Here is a 20,700-nt window from a genome sequence, read left to right on the forward strand (position 1 = left end):
CGGAATCCAGCGTCTTTAAAAACACTGGGTTCCCGCCTGCGCGGGAACGACAGTCATGAAGTAGCAGTTGTTGTCTGACAACGTAAGTCACATGGCGCGTGAACCACTCAGTCAATTTGAATCGACCATGCAAAGCTTCCGCGCCACGGCGAACTGCCGGCTGGCACACTGGCGTCCTGAGCCAAAAGGGGAGAGGGCGGTGGGAGAGTTACAGGCCTTGCTGGAAAACCACGGGCTGATGCTGGTGTTCCTGAACGTACTGGTCGAGCAGGCCGGCCTGCCGGTGCCGGCTTATCCGATGCTGTTCGTCGCCGGCGCGCTGGGCGTGCAGGAGACCGGGCCGTCGATCGGCGCGGTGCTGGCGGCGGTCATCGTCGCGTGCCTGATTGCCGATACCGGCTGGTACTTCGCCGGGCGCCGGCTGGGCCAGCCGATGCTGCGCACCATCTGCAAGGTATCGATCTCACCCGATTCCTGCATCCGCCAGACCCAGTCGCTGTACCTGCGCGTGGGGCCGCGCTCGCTGGTGGTCGCCAAGCTGCTGCCGGGGGCCGGCGCGCTGTCGACCGCGATGGCCGGCATGACCGGCACGCCGCTGCCGGTATTCCTGTTCTATGACGCGATCGGTGCGCTGGTGTGGGCCGGCAGCGGCCTGCTGATCGGCGTGGTGTTCAGCGACTTTATCGATGCGATCCTGGAGGGCTTCAGCACCTACGGCCATATGGCGCTGGTGGCGGTGGTGGGGGCGTTCCTGGTGTTCCTGGCGTGGCGCTCGTGGCGCCGCTTCCGCCTGCTGCGCATCACCAAACGCGTGCCGCGCATGAGCGTGGATGAGCTGGAATCGCGCCGGCTGGCCGGCGCGCTGCCGGTCGTGATCGACGTGCGTGCCCATGGCGACGTGCCGATGGAGCGCATTCCCGGCTCGATGGTGCTCGACATGCAGGGCGCGCTCGACAGCCTCGACGCGCTGGGCGTGGCGCCCGCCGAGGCCGACATCGTGGTCTATTGCGCCTGCCCGAACGAGATGTCGGCGGCGCTGCTGGCCGAACGCCTGCGCGTGGCCGGCTATGCCAGGACCTGGGCGCTGGCCGGGGGCTTCGACGAATGGAAGCGACGGCACGGCGCCACCGTGCCGCCCGCCGCCGCCCATCCCGGACCGGGGCAGGCGACGGCACGCTGAGGCGCGGGGCGCAGCGTTTTCGACCACGCGCCGTTGCCTATACTTGGCGCAGGCCGACTGCTACGGGGAGGCGCCCATGGCTGCGGAAGACCACGGTTTCGGCGACGAAGCGGCCCGCATCGCGCACCGCCGCCGCCTGCTCGGCATCGCGCTGCGCACGCATGAGGGCCAGCGCAACTGGGCGCTGGCGTTGTCCGGCGGGGGCATCCGCAGCGCCACCTTCTGCCTGGGCGTGATGCAGGCGATGGCCGGCACCGACATGCCGGCAGACACGACCGCAGCGACGCCGCCCGCTGACGCGCCCCAGACGCCTGCGGCGAGCACCGCCGCCGCGGCGCAGACCGTGCCCGGGCTGGCTTCGCTGCTGGCCCAGTTCGATTACCTGTCGACCGTCAGCGGCGGCGGCTACCTTGGCGCCTTCTTCGTCAGCCTGTTCGTGCCGGGGCGCCTGCGCCGCGGCACCGGCCCGGTCCAGGCCGCTGCCGACGCCTACCACACGCTGCAATGCGAGCCGCCGGGCCGCATCCACACCTCGGTCTCCTATGCCGCCGATCCCGGCCGCGGGGCGGTCGCGTGGCTGCGCGAGAACGGCCGCTACCTGTCGCCCACGGGCGCGGGCGACAACCTCTATGCCGCCGCGCTGGTGGCGCGCAACTGGCTGGCGATGCACTACGTGATCGGCAGCGCGCTGCTGGTGTTGCTGTCGCTGCTGGCGCTGCTGCTGCACGGCGCGGCGGGCGTCTGGTACGGCTTCGGACGCTATGAGATGGACCTGCTGCACGATGCGCGGCAGGCCTTCAACCAGGGCGAATGCGCGATCTGGTGGAGCCCGTTGTTGTGGCTGCCGCTGGTCACGGTGGTGCTCGGCGCGGTGCCGCCCGGGTTGGCGTACTGGCTGGTCTATCCGCGCGCCAGCGAGCCGCAGGCGCCGGGCCGCTTCTTCAGCCCGGCGCCAATGGTCGCCACGCTGTTGGGACTGCTGTTACTCGCCGCCGCGTACGGGTCGGAGCGGATCGGTGCGCAGCCGCTGCCGGCGCAGCTGTTTGCCGCGCTGGGCGTGCTGACCTGGCTTGGCGTACTGACCTGCCTGGTGATGCTGCAGGGCGAGCCGCGCACGGTCTCCGGCTATCGCGTGCGCGCCACCCGTGCGCTGCGCACGGCGGTCACGCTGACGCTGTGGCTGGCGGCATTGGGCGTCGCCGATACCGTCGCGCGCACCACCTACCTGTATGCCCAGGCTGCCGGCCATCCGTGGGGCGTGGCGCTGCCCGCGAGCGCGCTGGGCGTGCTGGTCTGGCTGGTGCGCTACGGCGCGCGCTGGCTCGACGAAGGCCGCAAGGGCAGCGCCGGCACCGCCTGGCGCGCACTGTGGGCACGCCTGCCGGTCTCGCTGCTGGCCGGGGCGGCCGCGGCGGTGCTGGCGCTGCTGCTGTACGTGTTGTGGTCGTGGCTGGTGCTGTGGGTGCGCTGGAATGGCCGCGAGCCGGTCGACTGGCTGGTGTATGGCACGGCCTACACGGGGCCGGCGCTGGCCACGCTGACGGTGGTGGCGCTGGTGCTGGCGCTGGTCGCCGGCCGCTTCACCGGCTTCCTGAACCTGTCCACGCTGCAACCCTTCTACGCGGCGCGCCTGACGCGCGCCTATCTGGGCGCATCCAACGGCGAGCGCTTTGCCGCGCCCGATCCCGATCCGGCGGCGGACCGGCGCCGGCGCGCGCGCTTCAGCGTGGCCGAGCCCGTGCCCGGCGACCAGCTCGGCCTCAACGCCTACTACGATCCGCACGTGCTGGCGCCGCTGCACCTGATCAACGTGACGCTGAACCTGACCGTCGATCCGGCCGAGCAGCTGGTCCAGCGCGACCGCAAGGGCAAGCCGCTGTGCCTGGCACCCGGTGCCGGCCTGCCGCAGCCGGGCGCGGCCAGCGCGATCGCGCCGGACGCCTATGCGCGCTTCACCGTCGATGGCTGGCAGTGCTGCCCGGATGCGTCATGGCCGTCGTCGGGCAAGCTGGCGCAAGCGCTGACGGTGGGCGACTGGATCGCGATCTCGGGCGCGGCGGTGTCCACCGGGCTGGGCCGTGCCACCACGCTCGGCACATCGCTGCTGCTTGGCCTGGCCAACCTGCGGCTGGGCACGTGGTGGCCGTCGTTCCCGGCCCGCTACGCGCGCCGCGGCGGGCGCGAGGGCGAGCGCTGGCGCCATCCCGAACGCGCCACGCATCCGTGGCTGGCCGCCGGCATCTTCCGCACGCAGTATTACCTGGGATGCGAACTGAGCGCGCGCTTCCATGGCACGCGGCGCGGCTGGCAGTACCTGTCCGACGGCGGCCATTTCGACAACACCGGTGTCTACGAGCTGCTGCGTCCGGGCCGGGACGTCGCGCTGATCGTGCTGTGCGACTGCGGCGCCGATCCCGACTATCGCTTCGGCGACCTGGCCAACCTGATCCGGCTCGCGCGCATCGACCATGGCCTGGAGATCGTCGTCGATACCGAGGCCGCCACCACGCATCCGGTGCTGAGCCGCGTCTTCGGCGTGCCGGACGATTTCGCGCCGGGTCAGCCGGCCAGCGCCGCCGCCGCCGACAAATGCGCGGTGCTGCTCGACGTGTTCCGCACCGACCCGGCCTGCGCGGCGCCGCGCGCGCGCGTCTGCCGCATCGTGCTGATCAAGCCGCGGCTGGTGTCATGGGCGCCGGCCGACGTGCGGCACTATGGCGCCACGCACCCGGCCTTCCCGCAGGAAGGCACCGGCGACCAGTTCTTCGACGAGGCGCAATGGGAAAGCTATCGGGCGCTGGGACACGCGATCGGCAAGCGCGTGCTGGGCGGTGAAGTGGGCAAGGCACTGCTGGCGCATCGGGCCGAAGGGTGAGGGCAAGCGCCGATACCCACGCCGCCCGCAGGGCCGCAATGCCGCCGCCAGCACGATCCGCTCAGCCTCACTAACATAGCGAACCATCCGCATTGCAGCGGGCGACGCCCGTGTGGCGTGCGCCGCCCGCCCGACCACGACATGAACCGCGACTCTCTCCCCGCCGGCAACGGCATCGCCTATTCGGTGCTCGACCTCGCTCCCATCCCGCAAGGCAGCGATGCCGGCCAGGCCATGCGCAACTCGCTCGACCTGGCGCGCCATGCCGAGCAGCTGGGCTACCACCGCTACTGGCTGGCCGAGCACCACAACATGCCCGGCATCGCCAGCGCCGCCACCGCGGTGCTGATCGGCTATGTCGCCAACGGCACGCACAGTATCCGCGTGGGCTCGGGCGGCGTGATGCTGCCCAACCATTCGCCGCTGGTGATCGCCGAGCAGTTCGGCACGCTGGCCTCGCTCTATCCGGGCCGCATCGACCTGGGCCTGGGCCGCGCGCCCGGCACCGACCAGGCCACCGCGCGCGCGCTGCGCCGCCATCTTGCCAGCGACAGCGCCGACACCTTCCCGCAGGACGTGGAAGAGCTGCAGGCCTACTTCGACGACGTGCGCCCGGGCCAGCGCCTGCGCGCGGTGCCCGGGGCCGGGCTGAAGGTGCCGATCTGGCTGCTGGGCTCGAGCCTGTTCAGCGCGCAGCTGGCCGCGGCGATGGGGCTGCCGTTCGCCTTCGCGTCGCACTTTGCGCCGGGTTTCATGCGCCAGGCGCTGGACCTGTACCGGCGCACCTTCCGCCCGTCGGAAACGCTCGACCGGCCCTACGTGATGCTCGGCCTCAATGTGTTCGCGGCCGATACCGGCGACCAGGCGCGCCGGCTGTTCAGCTCGCTGCAGCAGCAGTTCCTGGCGCTGGTGCGCGGCACGCCGGGGCAGCTGCGCCCGCCGGTCGACGATATCGAAGCGCTGTGGAACGAGAGCGAGGCCGACCATATCCGGCGCTCGCTGGCCTGTTCGGTGGTGGGCGACCCGGAGGCCGTGCGTGCCGGCATGCAGCGCTTTGTCGATGACCTGCGTCCCGACGAGCTGATGATTACCGGCCAGATCTTCGACCACCAGGCGCGGCTGCGATCGTTCGAGATCGCCGCCGCTGCCGCGCGCAACCTCAAGGCCAACGACGCGCTCTGAGTCGTTTGCGGTATGACGCGCGCCGCACTTGCGGCGTGCGCCGGCCGCTGTCTTTCATTTCCTGCCGGTTCTGGTTTGCACAGCGCCGAGGCGCTCGGATACATTAGAAGGCCGACACCAGACAGAGGCGTGGCCAGCCAGGCATGCGCCCGCATAGTCCGCCCGATCCGCCGCCCCCAAGCAAAACCCCGCGGCCGTGGGCAGCGACGACAGGAGACAGCGATGGACCTGCGGCAACGCGAGCACATCGAGACGGTGGTCCAGGCCACCGCCTACCTATCCCCGCCAGCCCTGCTCGCGGAGCGCATCGCGCATGACGCGATCATCCAGAATTCATGGCGGCGCTGCGTGCACCAGTACGGGCTCGATCCCTCGCGCATGCAGGAGGCGCGCATCCTGCCGCAGACGCGCCTGCGCGAACACCAGGAACGCATCGACGACTTCGCCCGCATCGCCCGTCACGGCCTGCAGAGCCTGCACGCGCAGGTGGCGGCGCTGGGCTATGTGGTGCTGCTGACCGATGCGCAAGGCGTCACGGTCGACTATATCGGCGATACCCACAGCGATGCCGCGCTGCGCCACGCCGGCCTCTACCTTGGCGCGGAATGGAGCGAGAGCGGCGCCGGCACCTGCGCGGTCGGCACCGCGCTGGTCACCGGGCAGGCGCTGACGGTGCACCAGGCCGACCATTTCGACGCCACCCATATCCCGCTGACCTGCACCGCGGCGCCGCTGTTCGACACGCATGGCAAGCTGCACGCCATCCTCGACATCTCGGCGCTGGTCTCGCCGCAGGCCAAGGACAGCCAGGGCCTGGCGCTGCAGATGGTGCGCATCTACGCTGCGCATATCGAGAACGCCAACTTCCTGCGCGCGCACCGGCGCGACTGGATCCTGAAGCTGAACGTCGCGCCCGAGTTCGTCGATGTCAACCCGGAATACCTGCTGGCGCTGGACGATGCCGGCCGCATCGTCGGCCACAACCATCGCGCCCGCCTGATGCTGGAAACCGAACTGGCCGGCATGCCGGGCGCGACCGTGCTCGGGCAGCCGTTCGAGACCTTGTTCGACGCCCGGCTGGAAGACCTGGGCCGTTACGTCTACTCGCGTCCCAGCGAGCAGCGCCTGGTCGCGCTCAACCGCAGCGGCGGCCTGCTGTACCTGAGCGTGATGCCGCCCGCGCTGGGCTGGCAGGCACCCGCGGCGCCGGCGCAGGTGGCGATGCCGGCGCCGCTGGCGGCGCTCAGCGGTGGTGACGCCGCGCTGGCGCAGCAGCTCGAGCGCGCCGCGCGCCTGGTCGATTCGCCGATCCACCTGCTGATCCAGGGCGAAACCGGCAGCGGCAAGGAGTTCTTCGCCAAGGCGCTGCACCAGGCCAGCGCGCGCCGCGCCGGACCTTTCGTCGCGGTGAACTGCGCGGCGATTCCGGAGACGCTGATCGAGAGCGAGCTGTTCGGCCACCTGCCCAACAGCTTTTCGGGCGCCGGCTCGCGCGGCAAGCGCGGGCTGATCCAGGAGGCCGACGGCGGCACGCTGTTCCTGGACGAGATCGGCGACATGCCGCGCGAACTGCAGTCGCGGCTGCTGCGCGTGCTGGCCGAGGGCGAGGTGCTGCCGGTGGGCGCCGCGCGCCCGGTGCCGGTGCGGCTGCGCGTGATTTCGGCCACGCACCATCGCCTGGAGCAACTGGTGGCCGAAGGCCGCTTCCGCGAGGACCTTTACTACCGCCTCAACGGCGCGCGCTTCGAACTGCCGCCGCTGCGCGCCCGCACCGACCTCGACTGGCTGGTGCGCAAGCTGCTGCAGGAGGGCACGGGCGAACCGGTGACGCTGTCGCCGGCGGCGAGCGAGCGGCTGCGCCGCCACCGCTGGCCGGGCAACCTGCGCGAACTGCGCAACGTGCTGGAGTACGCGCGCGCGGTCTGCAGCGGCGGCTATATCGATGTGCACGACCTGCCCGATGCGGTCGCCGGCACCACCGAACCGGCTGCCGTAGCGGCCCAGCCGGCACCCGCCGATCGCGCCGCGGACCACGACAGCGCCGCCCCGTTCGATCCGCACCAGCTGCCTCCCGAGGGCATGCTGCTGATGCAGTACCTGCGCGCCTCGGGCTGGAACCTGAGCGCGGTCGCGCGCCAGATCGGCATCAGCCGCATGACGCTGTACCGGCGCATGGAGCGCTACGGCATCCAGTCGCCTAACCGGCGCGACGGCGGGGAGCAGTCGTAGCCCTACGTCGTGGGAAAGAGCCGACCGCGCTGGCGCGGCTGCCGAGCGTACCCGTTTCTGCGAAGGCATTCCCGGCCTTTCGTCTTCCCTGATTTCTGTTGATGTCGGCTTTCGCCAGGCGCGCGCGACGCCGGTGATTCGACGTTACGCGTGTCCACTCCGTACATCTGTACTGTGACACCTGTCTCGCCGTGGTGGTCGTCCGAGCCGCGGGTCTGGCGAAAACGGTGGCGATTCTTGCGGGTTATCCCTGAAGCCAGCGCACCGCAACTGCCTCCTTTGTGCCATCGGGCCACTGGCACAGCCATTGCAAAGTCGCCTGTCACCACAACGACAACACAGGAGACAGGCAATGGGGCAGCCAAGGTTCGCCGATGCGCCGCTGGTCGGCATCATCGCCAATCCGGTTTCGGCGCGCGACATCCGCCGCGTGATCGCCAACGCCAACAGCCTGCAGCTGGCTGACCGCGTCAATATCGTGCTGCGCCTGCTCGCCGCGCTGTCGTCCTGCGGCGTGCGGCGCGTGCTGATGATGCCCGACCGCGAAGGGCTGCGCGTCATGCTGGCGCGGCACCTGGCGCACCGCCAGGGCCCGGACTCGAGCCTGCCCGAGGTCGCGTATCTGGACATGCCGGTGGCCTCCCGCGTCGACGACACGCTGCATGCCGCGCGCTGCATGGCCGATGCCGGTGTCGCCGCCATCATCGTGCTGGGCGGCGACGGCACCCACCGCGCCGTGGTGCGCGAATGCGGCGCGGTGCCGATCGCGGGACTGTCGACCGGCACCAACAACGCCTACCCCGAGATGCGCGAGCCCACCGTCACCGGGCTCGCCACTGGCCTTTATGCCACCGGCCGCATTCCCGCCAGCCAGGCGCTGGCGTCGAACAAGCGCCTGGACATCGTCATCCGCGACGGCAATGGCAACTTCCGCCGCGACATCGCGCTGGTCGACGCGGTGATCTCGCACGAACACTTCATCGGCGCGCGCGCGCTGTGGAAGACCGACACGCTGGCCGCGGTCTACGTGTCGTTTGCGGATCCCGAGGCGATCGGGCTGTCGTCGATCGCCGGCTTGCTCGAGCCGGTGGGTCGGCGCGAAGCCGGCGGCCTGGCGATCGAACTGGCGGCGCCGGGCGCGGGCGAATTCGATCTGAGCGCACCGATTGCGCCCGGACTGATGTGCACCGTGCCCATCGCCGGCTGGCAGCGGCTCGCGCACGGCCGCCCGCATCGCGTGCGCCAGCGCAGCGGCGTGGTCGCGCTGGACGGCGAGCGCGAGCTGACCTTCGGGCCGGACGACGAAGTCACCGTCACGCTGCACGACCACGCTTTCCGCAGCATCGACGTCGCCGCGTGCATGCGCCACGCGGCGCGCCACCACCTGATGCGCAGCGTGCCGCAGCACGCCCTGGCCTGAGCACGCCCGGCCACGCATGACCCGATTTTCTTGAAGTGCAACACCTGAAAACGAAGGAGACAGACATGACAGCCAGAGCTTCACACGATCCGGCGCAACCTCGTGCCGCCCTGCCGCTCGACAAGGAGACGCTGCTGACGGTGTACCGCAAGATGCGCACCATCCGCGATTTCGAGGAACGTCTGCACGTGGACTTCGCGCGCGGCGACATCCCGGGCTTTGTCCACCTGTACGCGGGCGAGGAAGCCGCGGGCGTCGGCATCCTGCACCACCTGCATGACGGCGACCGCATCGCCAGCACGCACCGCGGCCATGGCCACTGCATTGCCAAGGGCGTCGACCCGGTGGCGATGATGAAGGAGATCTACGGCAAGAAGGGCGGCTCGTGCAACGGCAAGGGCGGCTCGATGCATATCGCGGACCTGTCCAAGGGCATGATGGGCGCCAACGGCATCCTGGGCGCGGGCGCACCGCTGATCTGCGGCGCCGCGCTGGCGGCGAAGTTCCGCGGCAAGGGCGAGGTCGGCATTACCTTCTGCGGCGACGGCGCTTCCAACCAGGGCACCTTCCTGGAAAGCCTGAACCTGGCCGCGGTTTGGAACCTGCCGGTGATCTTCGTGATCGAGAACAACGGCTACGCCGAATCGACCTCGCGCGATTACGGCACCGCGGTCGACAGCTACGTCGACCGCGCCGCCGGCTTCGGCATCCCCGGCGTGACCGTCGACGGCACCGATTTCTTCGCGGTCCACGAAGCCGCCGGCGAAGTCATCCGCCGCGCGCGCGAGGGCGGTGGGCCGTCGCTGCTCGAATGCAAGATGGTCCGCTTCTACGGCCACTTCGAAGGCGATGCGCAGACCTATCGCGCCGCCGGCGAACTCGACGACATCCGCGCCAACAAGGATTGCCTGAAGCTGTTCGGCCGCACCGTGACGCAGGCCGGCGTGGTCGCGCGCGAAGAGCTCGACGCGATCGACCGCGAAGTCGCCGCGCTGATCGAGCACGCGGTGCAGGAAGCCAAGGCGGCACCGCAACCGGGGCCCGAAGACCTGCTGACCGACGTCTACGTCAGCTACTGATCCGCCACGCGCAAACCACATCAGGAGACAGACATGGCTCGCAAACTGAGCATCAAGCTGGCGATCAACGAGGCGATCGACCAGGAAATGACCCGCGACCCCAGCGTCATCATGCTGGGCGAGGACATCGTCGGCGGCGCCGGCGCGGATGGCGAGAAGGACGCGTGGGGCGGCGTGCTGGGCGTGACCAAGGGCCTGTATGCCAAGCACGGCGACCGGCTGCTGGATACACCCTTGTCCGAATCCGCCTACGTGGGCGCCGCGATCGGCGCCGCGGCATGCGGCATGCGCCCGATCGCGGAACTGATGTTTATCGACTTCATGGGCGTTTGCTTCGACCAGATCTTCAACCAGGCCGCCAAGTTCCGCTACATGTTCGGCGGCAAGGCCGAGACCCCGGTGGTGATCCGTGCCATGGTCGGCGCGGGCTTCCGCGCCGCCGCGCAGCACAGCCAGATGCTGACGCCGCTGTTCACGCATATCCCCGGCCTGAAGGTGGTGTGCCCGTCCACGCCGTACGACACCAAGGGCCTGCTGATCCAGGCGATCCGCGACAACGATCCGGTGATCTTCTGCGAGCACAAGAACCTCTATGGCCTGGAAGGCGACGTCCCCGAAGGCGCTTATGCCATCCCGTTCGGCGAGGCCAATATCGTGCGCGACGGCAAGGACGTGTCGATCGTCACCTACGGGCTGATGGTGCATCGCGCGCTGGAAGCGGCGGCGACGCTGGCGAAGGAAGGGATCGAGGCCGAGATCGTCGACCTGCGCACGCTGTCGCCACTGGACATGGACACGGTGCTGGAGTCGGTCGAGAACACCGGCCGCCTGGTGGTGGTGGACGAGGCCAGCCCGCGCTGCAATATCGCCACGGATATTTCCGCACAGGTTGCGCAGCAGGCCTTCGGTGCGCTCAAGGCCGGCATCGAGATGGTATGCCCGCCGCATACGCCGGTGCCCTTCTCGCCCACGCTGGAAGACCTGTATATCCCCAGCGCGGCGCAGATCGCCAATGCCGCGCGCAAGACCGTGAAGGGAGGCAAGCACTGATGGCCACGCCTGCAATCACCCCGATCGTGATGCCCAAGTGGGGCCTGTCGATGAAGGAGGGCACCGTCAATGCCTGGCTGGTCGACGAAGGCACCGAGATCACCGTGGGCATGCCGATCCTCGATGTGGAAACCGACAAGATCGCCAACGCGGTGGAGGCGCCCGACGCCGGCACGCTGCGCCGCAAGGTGGCGCAGGCCGGCGACGTGCTGCCGGTCAAGGCGCTGCTTGGCGTGCTGGCTCCTGCGGAGGTGAGCGATGCGCAGATCGATGAATACGTGGCGGCTTATGAAACGCCGGCGGACGATGGCGGCGACGAGGATGCCGCCGCCGCGTACCAGTTCGCCGAGGTCGACGGCATCCGGGTCCGCTATGCCCGCAAGGGCGATGGTGCCCAGACCGTGCTCTTCATCCACGGCTTTGGCGGTGACCTGGACAACTGGCTGTTCAACCTCGACCCCCTGGCCGACGCGTACACCGTGGTGGCGCTTGACCTGCCCGGCCACGGACAGTCGTCGCCGCGGCTCGCGGGCACGACGCTGGCGCAGATGGCCGGCTTTGTAGCGCGCTTCATGGATGAGACCGGGATCGACGCGGCGCATCTGGTCGGCCATTCGATGGGCGGCGGCGTGGCCGCGCAGCTGGCGGTGGATGCGCCGCAGCGGGTGCTGTCGGTGGCGCTGGTGTCGCCGGTGGGCTTCGGCGAAGCCGTCAACAGCGACTATACCGAGGGCTTCGTCAAGGCGCAGTCGCGGCGCGAGCTCAAGCCCGTGGTCGAACTGCTGTTCGCCGACCCGGGGCTGGTCAGCCGGCAGATGCTCGACGACCTGTTGCGCTACAAGCGGCTCGATGGCGTCGACGAGGCCCTGACCGCGCTGGGTCAAGGCCTGTTCGGCGGCGGCCGGCAGAGCGAGCAACCGGGCCAGCGCCTGGCCGACAGCGGCAAGCGCGTGCTGGTGGTGTGGGGCGGCCAGGATCGCATCATCCCCGCCCACCATGCCGAAGCCGCACCGCCGGGGGCCAGCGTCAAGGTCTTTGCGGATGCCGGCCACATGAGCCAGATGGAGAAGGCCAACGACTTCAATGCGCTGCTGAAGACCCACCTGGCCGGCTGATGCCGGCGGACGGCGCCGCTGCGCGCCGTCCAGGCTCCCTAGGGGCAGCTATACCAAAGGACACTTCCACATGACCACAGACCTGAAGACCCGCCTGGCGGAGATCAACAAGCAATTCGGCGCGCTCGGCCAGGCCCAGCCCGGCGCGATGAGCGCCTTCCAGGGCGTGATGAAGGCCGCCACGCAACAGGGCAGCCTGCCTGCCGAAATCAAGGAACTGGTGGCGGTCGCGCTGGCCGTGCAGAAGGGCTGCGACGACTGCGTGCTGTTCCACACCAGCCAGGCACTGCGCCATCGCGCGAGCCGCGAGCAACTGGCCGAAGTGCTGGCCGTCAATATCGAGATGGGTGGCGGCCCCGGCGCGATGTACGCGGCCAAGGCGCTGGCGTATTTCGATGCGCTCAATGCCTAGGGTTGCTAGACTCGGCGCATTGCCACACCCGGGGCAGTTCCCAAACCGATGCCGTTTGAACTTGTCGATCCCGTCGCGCCGGCCCACGCGGGCGGCGACCCGCTGCAGGAAGAACTGGCGCTGCTCGAACTCGCGGCGCAGGGCCGGCAGGTGGCACGGTTGTGGGAGGCACCGCTGTCCCTGGTAGTGCCGCGTACCTACCTGCGCCACGCGGCGCTGGAGACCGCGCGCGCCGATTTCGCGCAGCAAGGTTGCCCCGTGTTCCTGCGCATGTCCGGCGGCGGGCTGGTTCCGCAGGGTCCCGGCATCGTCAATTTGAGCCTGGCTTACGCCGTCGGACAGCCCCCAGGCGCGCTTAGCGACGCGGTCTACCTGCACCTGTGCGCGGTGATCGGCGCCGCGCTGCGAACGCTCGGCATCGAGACCCACTGGCAGGCGGTGGCCGGCTCCTTTTGCGACGGCCGCTACAACCTCGCCTGGGGCCCGCCGGACGCCGCGCGCAAGATCGCCGGCACGGCCCAGTACTGGCGGCGTGCGCCAGCGGCGACGCAGGCAACCGACGGCCAGCGCCACCTGGTGCTCGCCCATGCGGTGCTGCTGGTCAGCGCCGACCCGCAACAGATCAATGCGCGCGCCAATGCCTTCGAGGCGGCCATCGGCAGCGATCGGCGTTACGACGCGGCCAAGGTGGTCAGCGTGCGCGAGGCGTTGGTGTCCGCCGGCCACGCCGTGAACGACGATGTCGCGCTGATGGCCGAGGTCGCCGCTGCGCTGCGATGGAGCCTCGGACAGCATCCCGCTCCGGTCTAGTCCGTTGCTACGGTGCCGGACAGGAAGCGGATGTCGCCAAAAAAAATCGCGGCCCACGAGGGGGCCGCAAATCGGGAATGCGAGGAGTGTCAAATTCCTCAGGAGACGTTATCGACGCAAACTGGCGTTGCGAGACCCCACTTGCGTGGGGTCTATGGATCACAAGCGTGAATGCGAGCGCGTGCTTACGCGATCAGGTAGGCTGGGGGCGGCTCTGGTCGGACAGAGGCGCGCAATTTGCGGACATTCGATTCCAGTTCGGCATGGGCCGCGTCGAGCCAGTCCACACGATGCCGCACCGGATCCCGGGCCGACAAGGCGCTCGCGGCGATTTCTCGCAGGAAGTAGCGGACCATGCTGCCAGCGCGCGCCGGCACCGGCATCATTCCCAGCAGTTGGCGGCGCGCCAGCAACCGGCGCGTGACCGCATGCTGGAGCGCCGCCCATGCGGTGCGGCCCAGGGCGATGTACAGCGCGTCGGTGCGCATCTGCCGCACGGCGCCGAGGAACTGTGTTTCGAAGACGTCGCGCAGCATCGGCGCGTCCAGCAGTTCTTCCAGCGCGCCGTCGAACGCCAGCCCGCGCCGCGTGGTGGCATGCGGCAACAGCGCGAGCGGCTGCAGGCGCTCGAAGCCATCGTTCCACAAAGCAGCGGCGTGTGGCAGACCCACCAGTTCCGGCACGCGGAAGTGGTCGAGCATGCGGATCAGGTTAGGCCGCACCAGCTTGCCGCCCAGTTCGACGCGGCGCTTGTTCTCGCGCTGGACTACGCGCCCCGGGGCATGGTTGTGCAGCAGCTCCTCGGTCACCGCTGCGGCCAGCCGCACATGCGCATGGCCCGGCGTGGTGCTGACCAGCACCAGCGATGCCTGCGGATTCAGGTATTCGCACGGCACGTAGTGCATGGCGTAGGTGCTGTCCCGTGCCACCACGACCGGTTTCGCGATGACGCCGCCGGCGCCAGCCAGCCGTATCTGCGCGCAATAGGCTTCAATGAAGTTGGTCAAGGCAATCCCCCCGCTCGCTTCGTTATTTAAGCGTTTTTATTGTTTTTGCTTTTCGCCATGGTAAGCCGGCGTTGCGGCGCACAGTGTGTCCGCACCGTCGTTTTGACCCCTTCCCGGACGCAATTTGGTGGGCCAGCCAACACAGCACATAGGGCATTGCGTCGAACCGGGCGGATCGCACCGTAGCGTATGGCGGCTGGTGGTCAGCACCGTGACAGCGCCGCCCAAAAGAAAAAAGCCGGGCACGATCTGCGTGCCCGGCTAACCCATTTGCTGACTCAGGTGGTGTCAGAACCCGAGGAATCAATGATAACGATTCTCATTATCTGCCGCAAGCCGTCATGCCATCGAGGTCTGGATCGAGAACTGTCCGGACAACGTCTTGTGGACCGGGCAGCGATTGGCCACCCGCAGCAGGTCTTCGAGGATCTGGGGCGACAGGTCGCCGCTGACCTTGACCTCGCGCTGCATCGTATAGGTGCCGTTGGCTTCTTCATGGCCGACCGAGACCTGGACGTCAGTGACCGCATAGCCCTTGCGTTTCGCATACAGCTGCAAGGTCAGGGTGGTGCAGGCAGCCAGCGCCGAGTCCAGCAAGTCATGCGGATTCGGGTAGCGGGTGTCGCCGCCGGCGGATGCGTCCAGATCGGCTTGCCACTCGGCGGTGCCGTTGGTCAGCTGGCAGATGCTGTTGCCCTGGCTTGGCTTCCATGTCGCTTGGATAGTCATCGAACGTCCCCATCTCATCAAAGAGCGGCCCCGCGGGCCGGAACGGCCATTCTATAAGTACCTGTCGCCACAGGTCAGGAGGCGTCGCAAGAGGCGCATCCGTGCCGAGTGCGGGCATTTCCGAGAAACCCCTTGCCAACCCCGCGACAGTCGCTTACTATTCGCCCCCTCGCAACACAACGCGGCCCCTGCAAGGCAGGCGCAGCAAGGGTTGCGGGGTCGGCCGGAAGGTTGGCGCAGCGAGGTTCGCAGCGCCGACGGCAGCAAAAAAGATTGCTGCAAACGGTTGACGAAACGAAGAAAGCTCTGCATAATCTCGTTTCTCTGGCTGCTGACAACGCAGCGCGCTGAACGGCAAAGCCGGTGAGCGAAGTTCTTTAACAAACAAACAACCGATAAGTGTGGGCGCTTGATAGCGGATGCGAAAGACTTCGGTCTTTTAGCTTAAAAGTTATACAGTGCTCGCACAGCAAAACGTGACTGGGTCTTCGGATCTGGTCAGTCAGTTTTCTGAGAGTGAGCGACCGCTCGAAAGAGCGAGGGTCTACGGACCCACACAGAGATTGAACTGAAGAGTTTGATCCTGGCTCAGATTGAACGCTGGCGGCATGCCTTACACATGCAAGTCGAACGGCAGCGCGGGCTTCGGCCTGGCGGCGAGTGGCGAACGGGTGAGTAATACATCGGAACGTGCCCTGTCGTGGGGGATAACTAGTCGAAAGATTAGCTAATACCGCATACGACCCGAGGGTGAAAGCGGGGGACCGGTAACGGCCTCGCGCGATAGGAGCGGCCGATGTCTGATTAGCTAGTTGGTGGGGTAAAGGCCTACCAAGGCGACGATCAGTAGCTGGTCTGAGAGGACGATCAGCCACACTGGGACTGAGACACGGCCCAGACTCCTACGGGAGGCAGCAGTGGGGAATTTTGGACAATGGGGGCAACCCTGATCCAGCAATGCCGCGTGTGTGAAGAAGGCCTTCGGGTTGTAAAGCACTTTTGTCCGGAAAGAAATGGCCTGGGCTAATACCTCGGGTCGATGACGGTACCGGAAGAATAAGCACCGGCTAACTACGTGCCAGCAGCCGCGGTAATACGTAGGGTGCGAGCGTTAATCGGAATTACTGGGCGTAAAGCGTGCGCAGGCGGTTTGATAAGACAGGCGTGAAATCCCCGGGCTCAACCTGGGAATGGCGCTTGTGACTGTCAGGCTAGAGTGCGTCAGAGGGGGGTAGAATTCCACGTGTAGCAGTGAAATGCGTAGAGATGTGGAGGAATACCGATGGCGAAGGCAGCCCCCTGGGACGTGACTGACGCTCATGCACGAAAGCGTGGGGAGCAAACAGGATTAGATACCCTGGTAGTCCACGCCCTAAACGATGTCAACTAGTTGTTGGGGATTCATTTCTTCAGTAACGTAGCTAACGCGTGAAGTTGACCGCCTGGGGAGTACGGTCGCAAGATTAAAACTCAAAGGAATTGACGGGGACCCGCACAAGCGGTGGATGATGTGGATTAATTCGATGCAACGCGAAAAACCTTACCTACCCTTGACATGCCACTAACGAAGCAGAGATGCATCAGGTGCCCGAAAGGGAAAGTGGACACAGGTGCTGCATGGCTGTCGTCAGCTCGTGTCGTGAGATGTTGGGTTAAGTCCCGCAACGAGCGCAACCCTTGTCTCTAGTTGCTACGAAAGGGCACTCTAGAGAGACTGCCGGTGACAAACCGGAGGAAGGTGGGGATGACGTCAAGTCCTCATGGCCCTTATGGGTAGGGCTTCACACGTCATACAATGGTGCGTACAGAGGGTTGCCAACCCGCGAGGGGGAGCTAATCCCAGAAAACGCATCGTAGTCCGGATCGTAGTCTGCAACTCGACTACGTGAAGCTGGAATCGCTAGTAATCGCGGATCAGCATGCCGCGGTGAATACGTTCCCGGGTCTTGTACACACCGCCCGTCACACCATGGGAGTGGGTTTTGCCAGAAGTAGTTAGCCTAACCGCAAGGAGGGCGATTACCACGGCAGGGTTCATGACTGGGGTGAAGTCGTAACAAGGTAGCCGTATCGGAAGGTGCGGCTGGATCACCTCCTTTCAGAGCGTGCAGCCAACGTTGAGCGTCCACACTTATCGGTAGTTTGTTGGTTAAGGCCAGATGGCCAAATGCAAGCGCTTAAGCTTTGAGCGTTTGCATTTGGCATTGCCAAGCGAGCGCGGGTCTGACCTGCGGATCGGCTGTTCTTTAACAATATGGGATGTAGTAAAGGTGTCGCGGTGCTTTGATGAGAAGCACAGTAGTTGAACGCGATACCGGGTTGTGATTGTATCAACCAAATGTATTTTAAAGTGATCGAAAGATGACTTGGAATACGGCACAAATGCGAGAACTCAACCTGTAGTGAGCGTGTCGATGAGACACACTTGTTATAGGGTCAAGCGAACAAGTGCATGTGGTGGATGCCTTGGCGATCACAGGCGATGAAGGACGCGGTAGCCTGCGAAAAGCTTCGGGGAGCTGGCAAACGAGCTTTGATCCGGAGATGTCCGAATGGGGAAACCCGGCCCGTATGGGTCATCCCACACTGAATCCATAGGTGTGGGAAGCGAACGCGGCGAACTGAAACATCTAAGTAGCTGCAGGAACAGAAATCAACCGAGATTCCCAAAGTAGTGGCGAACGAAATGGGAACAGCCTTGTACTCTTTAGCAGTGGTGTTAGCAGAACGGGATGGAAAGCCCGGCCATAGCAGGTGATAGCCCTGTATGCGAAAACACGATTGTGGAACTAGGTGTACGACAAGTAGGGCGGGACACGTGAAATCCTGTCTGAAGATGGGGGGACCATCCTCCAAGGCTAAATACTCGTGATCGACCGATAGTGAACCAGTACCGTGAGGGAAAGGCGAAAAGAACCCCGGGAGGGGAGTGAAATAGATCCTGAAACCGCATGCATACAAACAGTCGGAGCCCTTTCGGGGGTGACGGCGTACCTTTTGTATAATGGGTCAGCGACTTACATTCAGTGGCAAGCTTAACCGGTTAGGGAAGGCGTAGCGAAAGCGAGTCCGAACAGGGCGTTGAGTCGCTGGGTGTAGACCCGAAACCAGATGATCTATCCATGGCCAGGTTGAAGGTGCGGTAACACGTACTGGAGGACCGAACCCACTAACGTTGAAAAGTTAGGGGATGAGCTGTGGATAGGGGTGAAAGGCTAAACAAATCTGGAAATAGCTGGTTCTCTCCGAAAACTATTTAGGTAGTGCCTCGTGTCTCACCTTCGGGGGTAGAGCACTGTCATGGTTGGGGGGTCTATTGCTGATTACCCCGCCATAGCAAACTCCGAATACCGAAGAGTGCAATCACGGGAGACAGACATCGGGTGCTAACGTCCGGTGTCAAGAGGGAAACAACCCAGACCGCCAGCTAAGGTCCCAAAGATTGGCTAAGTGGGAAACGAAGTGGGAAGGCTAAAACAGTCAGGAGGTTGGCTTAGAAGCAGCCCCAGTCACCGAAGCTGCGGACGCGTGCGTTCCTTTAAGTGCACCAAGCTTGTCGATGCGCAGCATCGACAAAGCCACCAACAATGATCGCTGGTGGTCGTGCTAGTGGATTTAAAGGAGCGCACGCGTGGTAGGAGAGCGTTCTGTAAGCCTGTGAAGGTGTCTTGTAAAGGATGCTGGAGGTATCAGAAGTGCGAATGCTGACATGAGTAGCGATAAAGGGGGTGAAAGGCCCCCTCGCCGTAAGCCCAAGGTTTCCTACGCAACGTTCATCGGCGTAGGGTGAGTCGGCCCCTAAGGCGAGGCAGAGATGCGTAGCTGATGGGAAGCAGGTTAATATTCCTGCACCGTCGTATGATGCGATGGGGGGACGGATCGCGGAAGGTTCTCCGGGTGTTGGAAGTCCCGGTCCCTGTAGTGGAGAAGGCGCTTAGGCAAATCCGGGCGCGTAATTCAAGGCTACGGGGCGAGCGGCCTAGTGCTGCGAAGCAATTGGAAGTGGTTCCAAGAAAAGCCTCTAAGCTTCAGTCATACGAGACCGTACCGCAAACCGACACAGGTGGGCGAGATGAGTATTCTAAGGCGCTTGAGAGAACTCGGGAGAAGGAACTCGGCAAATTGGTACCGTAACTTCGGGATAAGGTACGCCCTGGTAGCTTGACTGGCCTGCGCCAGAAGGGTGAAGGGGTTGCAATAAAATGGTGGCTGCGACTGTTTAATAAAAACACAGCACTCTGCAAACACGAAAGTGGACGTATAGGGTGTGACGCCTGCCCGGTGCCGGAAGATTAAATGATGGGGTGCAAGCTCTTGATTGAAGTCCCGGTAAACGGCGGCCGTAACTATAACGGTCCTAAGGTAGCGAAATTCCTTGTCGGGTAAGTTCCGACCTGCACGAATGGCGTAACGATGGCCACACTGTCTCCTCCCGAGACTCAGCGAAGTTGAAGTGTTTGTGATGATGCAATCTCCCCGCGGCTAGACGGAAAGACCCCATGAACCTTTACTGTAGCTTTGCATTGGACTTTGAACCGATCTGTGTAGGATAGGTGGGAGGCTTTGAAGCGTGGACGCCAGTTCACGTGGAGCCGTCCTTGAAATACCACCCTGGTTTGTTTGAGGTTCTAACCTTGGCCCGTGAATCCGGGTCGGGGACAGTGCATGGTAGGCAGTTTGACTGGGGCGGTCTCCTCCCAAAGTGTAACGGAGGAGTTCGAAGGTACGCTTGGTACGGTCGGACATCGTACCTAAAGTGCAATGGCAAAAGCGTGCTTAACTGCGAGACCGACAAGTCGAGCAGGTGCGAAAGCAGGACATAGTGATCCGGTGGTTCTGAATGGAAGGGCCATCGCTCAACGGATAAAAGGTACTCTGGGGATAACAGGCTGATACCGCCCAAGAGTTCATATCGACGGCGGTGTTTGGCACCTCGATGTCGGCTCATCTCATCCTGGGGCTGTAGCCGGTCCCAAGGGTATGGCTGTTCGCCATTTAAAGAGGTACGTGAGCTGGGTTTAAAACGTCGTGAGACAGTTTGGTCCCTATCTGCCGTGGGCGTTGGAATCTTGACGGGGGCTGCTCCTAGTACGAGAGGACCGGAGTGGACGTACCGCTGGTGTACCTGTTGTCTCGCCAGAGGCATCGCAGGGTAGCTATGTACGGAAGAGATAACCGCTGAAAGCATCTAAGCGGGAAACTCGCCTGAAGATGAGGATTCCCTGGAGGCTTGACCTCCTTGAAGGGTCGTTCGAGACCAGGACGTTGATAGGCTGGGTGTGGAAGCGCAGTAATGCGTTAAGCTAACCAGTACTAATTGCCCGTAAGGCTTGATCCTATAACCAGTGTGTTTCACCTGGTTGAGCGTCGCCTTGTGCCTCGATACACGCACAACCAACACTACATCCCGATTCGTGATGCTGGCCTCAACCCCAGCGTCACAACCCCTCATGCCTGGTGACCATAGCGAGCCGGAACCACCCCTTCCCATCCCGAACAGGACCGTGAAACAGCTCCGCGCCGATGATAGTGCGGATTCCCGTGTGAAAGTAGGTCATCGCCAGGCTCTTATTGTGCAAAACCCCTCGACAGCGTGTGCTGCGAGGGGTTTT

Annotated in this window: 12 protein-coding genes and 3 rRNA genes; 13 read left to right on the top strand and 2 right to left on the bottom strand. The window is 65.1% G+C overall.

The features are described from left to right. The first annotated feature begins 199 nt into the window (after positions 1-199). The 10 genes from A2G96_RS31765 to A2G96_RS31810 all read left to right on the top strand — a co-directional run bounded on the left by A2G96_RS31765 (position 200) and on the right by A2G96_RS31810 (position 13,352). Positions 200-1,180: a DedA family protein/thiosulfate sulfurtransferase GlpE gene (locus tag A2G96_RS31765; protein WP_062804066.1), complete on the top strand. Its 981-nt coding sequence runs from the start codon at positions 200-202 to the stop codon at positions 1,178-1,180. A 76-nt stretch (positions 1,181-1,256) separates the two neighbouring features. After that, a complete protein-coding gene (locus A2G96_RS31770) occupies positions 1,257-4,055 on the top strand; it encodes a hypothetical protein (RefSeq protein ID WP_062804067.1) in 2,799 nt (932 codons plus the stop codon). 141 nt (positions 4,056-4,196) lie between these two features. Continuing rightward, positions 4,197-5,237: an LLM class flavin-dependent oxidoreductase gene (locus A2G96_RS31775; protein ID WP_062804068.1), complete on the top strand. Its 1,041-nt coding sequence runs from the start codon at positions 4,197-4,199 to the stop codon at positions 5,235-5,237. A gap of 222 nt (positions 5,238-5,459) precedes the next feature. Continuing rightward, positions 5,460-7,466, top strand: coding sequence for a sigma-54-dependent Fis family transcriptional regulator (locus A2G96_RS31780; RefSeq protein WP_062804069.1), 2,007 nt, complete (start codon positions 5,460-5,462; stop codon positions 7,464-7,466). Between the two features lie 352 nt (positions 7,467-7,818). After that, complete coding sequence (locus A2G96_RS31785) at positions 7,819-8,886, top strand: ATP-NAD kinase family protein (RefSeq protein WP_062804070.1); 1,068 nt, start codon at positions 7,819-7,821, stop codon at positions 8,884-8,886. Positions 8,887-8,951: 65 nt separating this feature from the next. Next, positions 8,952-9,965 (top strand): thiamine pyrophosphate-dependent dehydrogenase E1 component subunit alpha, encoded by a 1,014-nt coding sequence (locus tag A2G96_RS31790; protein WP_062804071.1) that lies wholly within the window; start codon positions 8,952-8,954, stop codon positions 9,963-9,965. A 33-nt stretch (positions 9,966-9,998) separates the two neighbouring features. After that, positions 9,999-11,015 carry an alpha-ketoacid dehydrogenase subunit beta gene (locus A2G96_RS31795; protein ID WP_062804072.1) on the top strand — a complete coding sequence of 339 codons (1,017 nt, stop codon included), beginning with the start codon at positions 9,999-10,001 and terminating at the stop codon, positions 11,013-11,015. After that, complete coding sequence (locus A2G96_RS31800; RefSeq protein ID WP_062804073.1) at positions 11,015-12,130, top strand: acetoin dehydrogenase dihydrolipoyllysine-residue acetyltransferase subunit; 1,116 nt, start codon at positions 11,015-11,017, stop codon at positions 12,128-12,130. Before A2G96_RS31795 ends, A2G96_RS31800 begins: the two co-directional genes overlap by 1 nt. Before the next feature lie 70 nt (positions 12,131-12,200). Next, on the top strand, positions 12,201-12,542 hold the full coding sequence (locus A2G96_RS31805; protein WP_062804074.1) for a carboxymuconolactone decarboxylase family protein: 342 nt from the start codon (positions 12,201-12,203) through the stop codon (positions 12,540-12,542). Positions 12,543-12,590: 48 nt separating this feature from the next. Beyond that, the gene (locus A2G96_RS31810; protein ID WP_062804075.1) at positions 12,591-13,352 is read left to right on the top strand and encodes a lipoyl protein ligase domain-containing protein; all 762 of its coding nucleotides are present in this window, start codon (positions 12,591-12,593) and stop codon (positions 13,350-13,352) included. 185 nt (positions 13,353-13,537) lie between these two features. Here the strand turns inward: A2G96_RS31810 and A2G96_RS31815 are convergent, their stop codons facing one another. Together A2G96_RS31815 and A2G96_RS31820 are read right to left on the bottom strand one after the other, a co-directional pair. Next, entirely contained in the window at positions 13,538-14,359 is an 822-nt protein-coding gene (locus A2G96_RS31815; protein ID WP_062804076.1) for a hypothetical protein, read from the bottom strand. Positions 14,360-14,698: 339 nt separating this feature from the next. Further along, the gene (locus A2G96_RS31820) at positions 14,699-15,088 is read right to left on the bottom strand and encodes an OsmC family protein (protein ID WP_062804077.1); all 390 of its coding nucleotides are present in this window, start codon (positions 15,086-15,088) and stop codon (positions 14,699-14,701) included. Positions 15,089-15,653: 565 nt separating this feature from the next. Here A2G96_RS31820 and A2G96_RS31825 point away from each other — a divergent pair. The 3 genes from A2G96_RS31825 (at position 15,654) to rrf (ending at position 20,654) form a co-directional block, all read left to right on the top strand. Beyond that, positions 15,654-17,187, top strand: a 16S ribosomal RNA gene (locus tag A2G96_RS31825). A 335-nt stretch (positions 17,188-17,522) separates the two neighbouring features. Further along, positions 17,523-20,426, top strand: a 23S ribosomal RNA gene (locus A2G96_RS31830). Positions 20,427-20,541: 115 nt separating this feature from the next. Beyond that, positions 20,542-20,654, top strand: a 5S ribosomal RNA gene (gene rrf / locus A2G96_RS31835). The 16S, 23S and 5S rRNA genes sit together here, the layout of an rRNA operon. The last annotated feature ends 46 nt before the right edge of the window (positions 20,655-20,700 follow it).

It is taken from the genome of Cupriavidus nantongensis, from assembly GCF_001598055.1.
Classification (GTDB): Bacteria; Pseudomonadota; Gammaproteobacteria; order Burkholderiales; family Burkholderiaceae; genus Cupriavidus; species Cupriavidus nantongensis.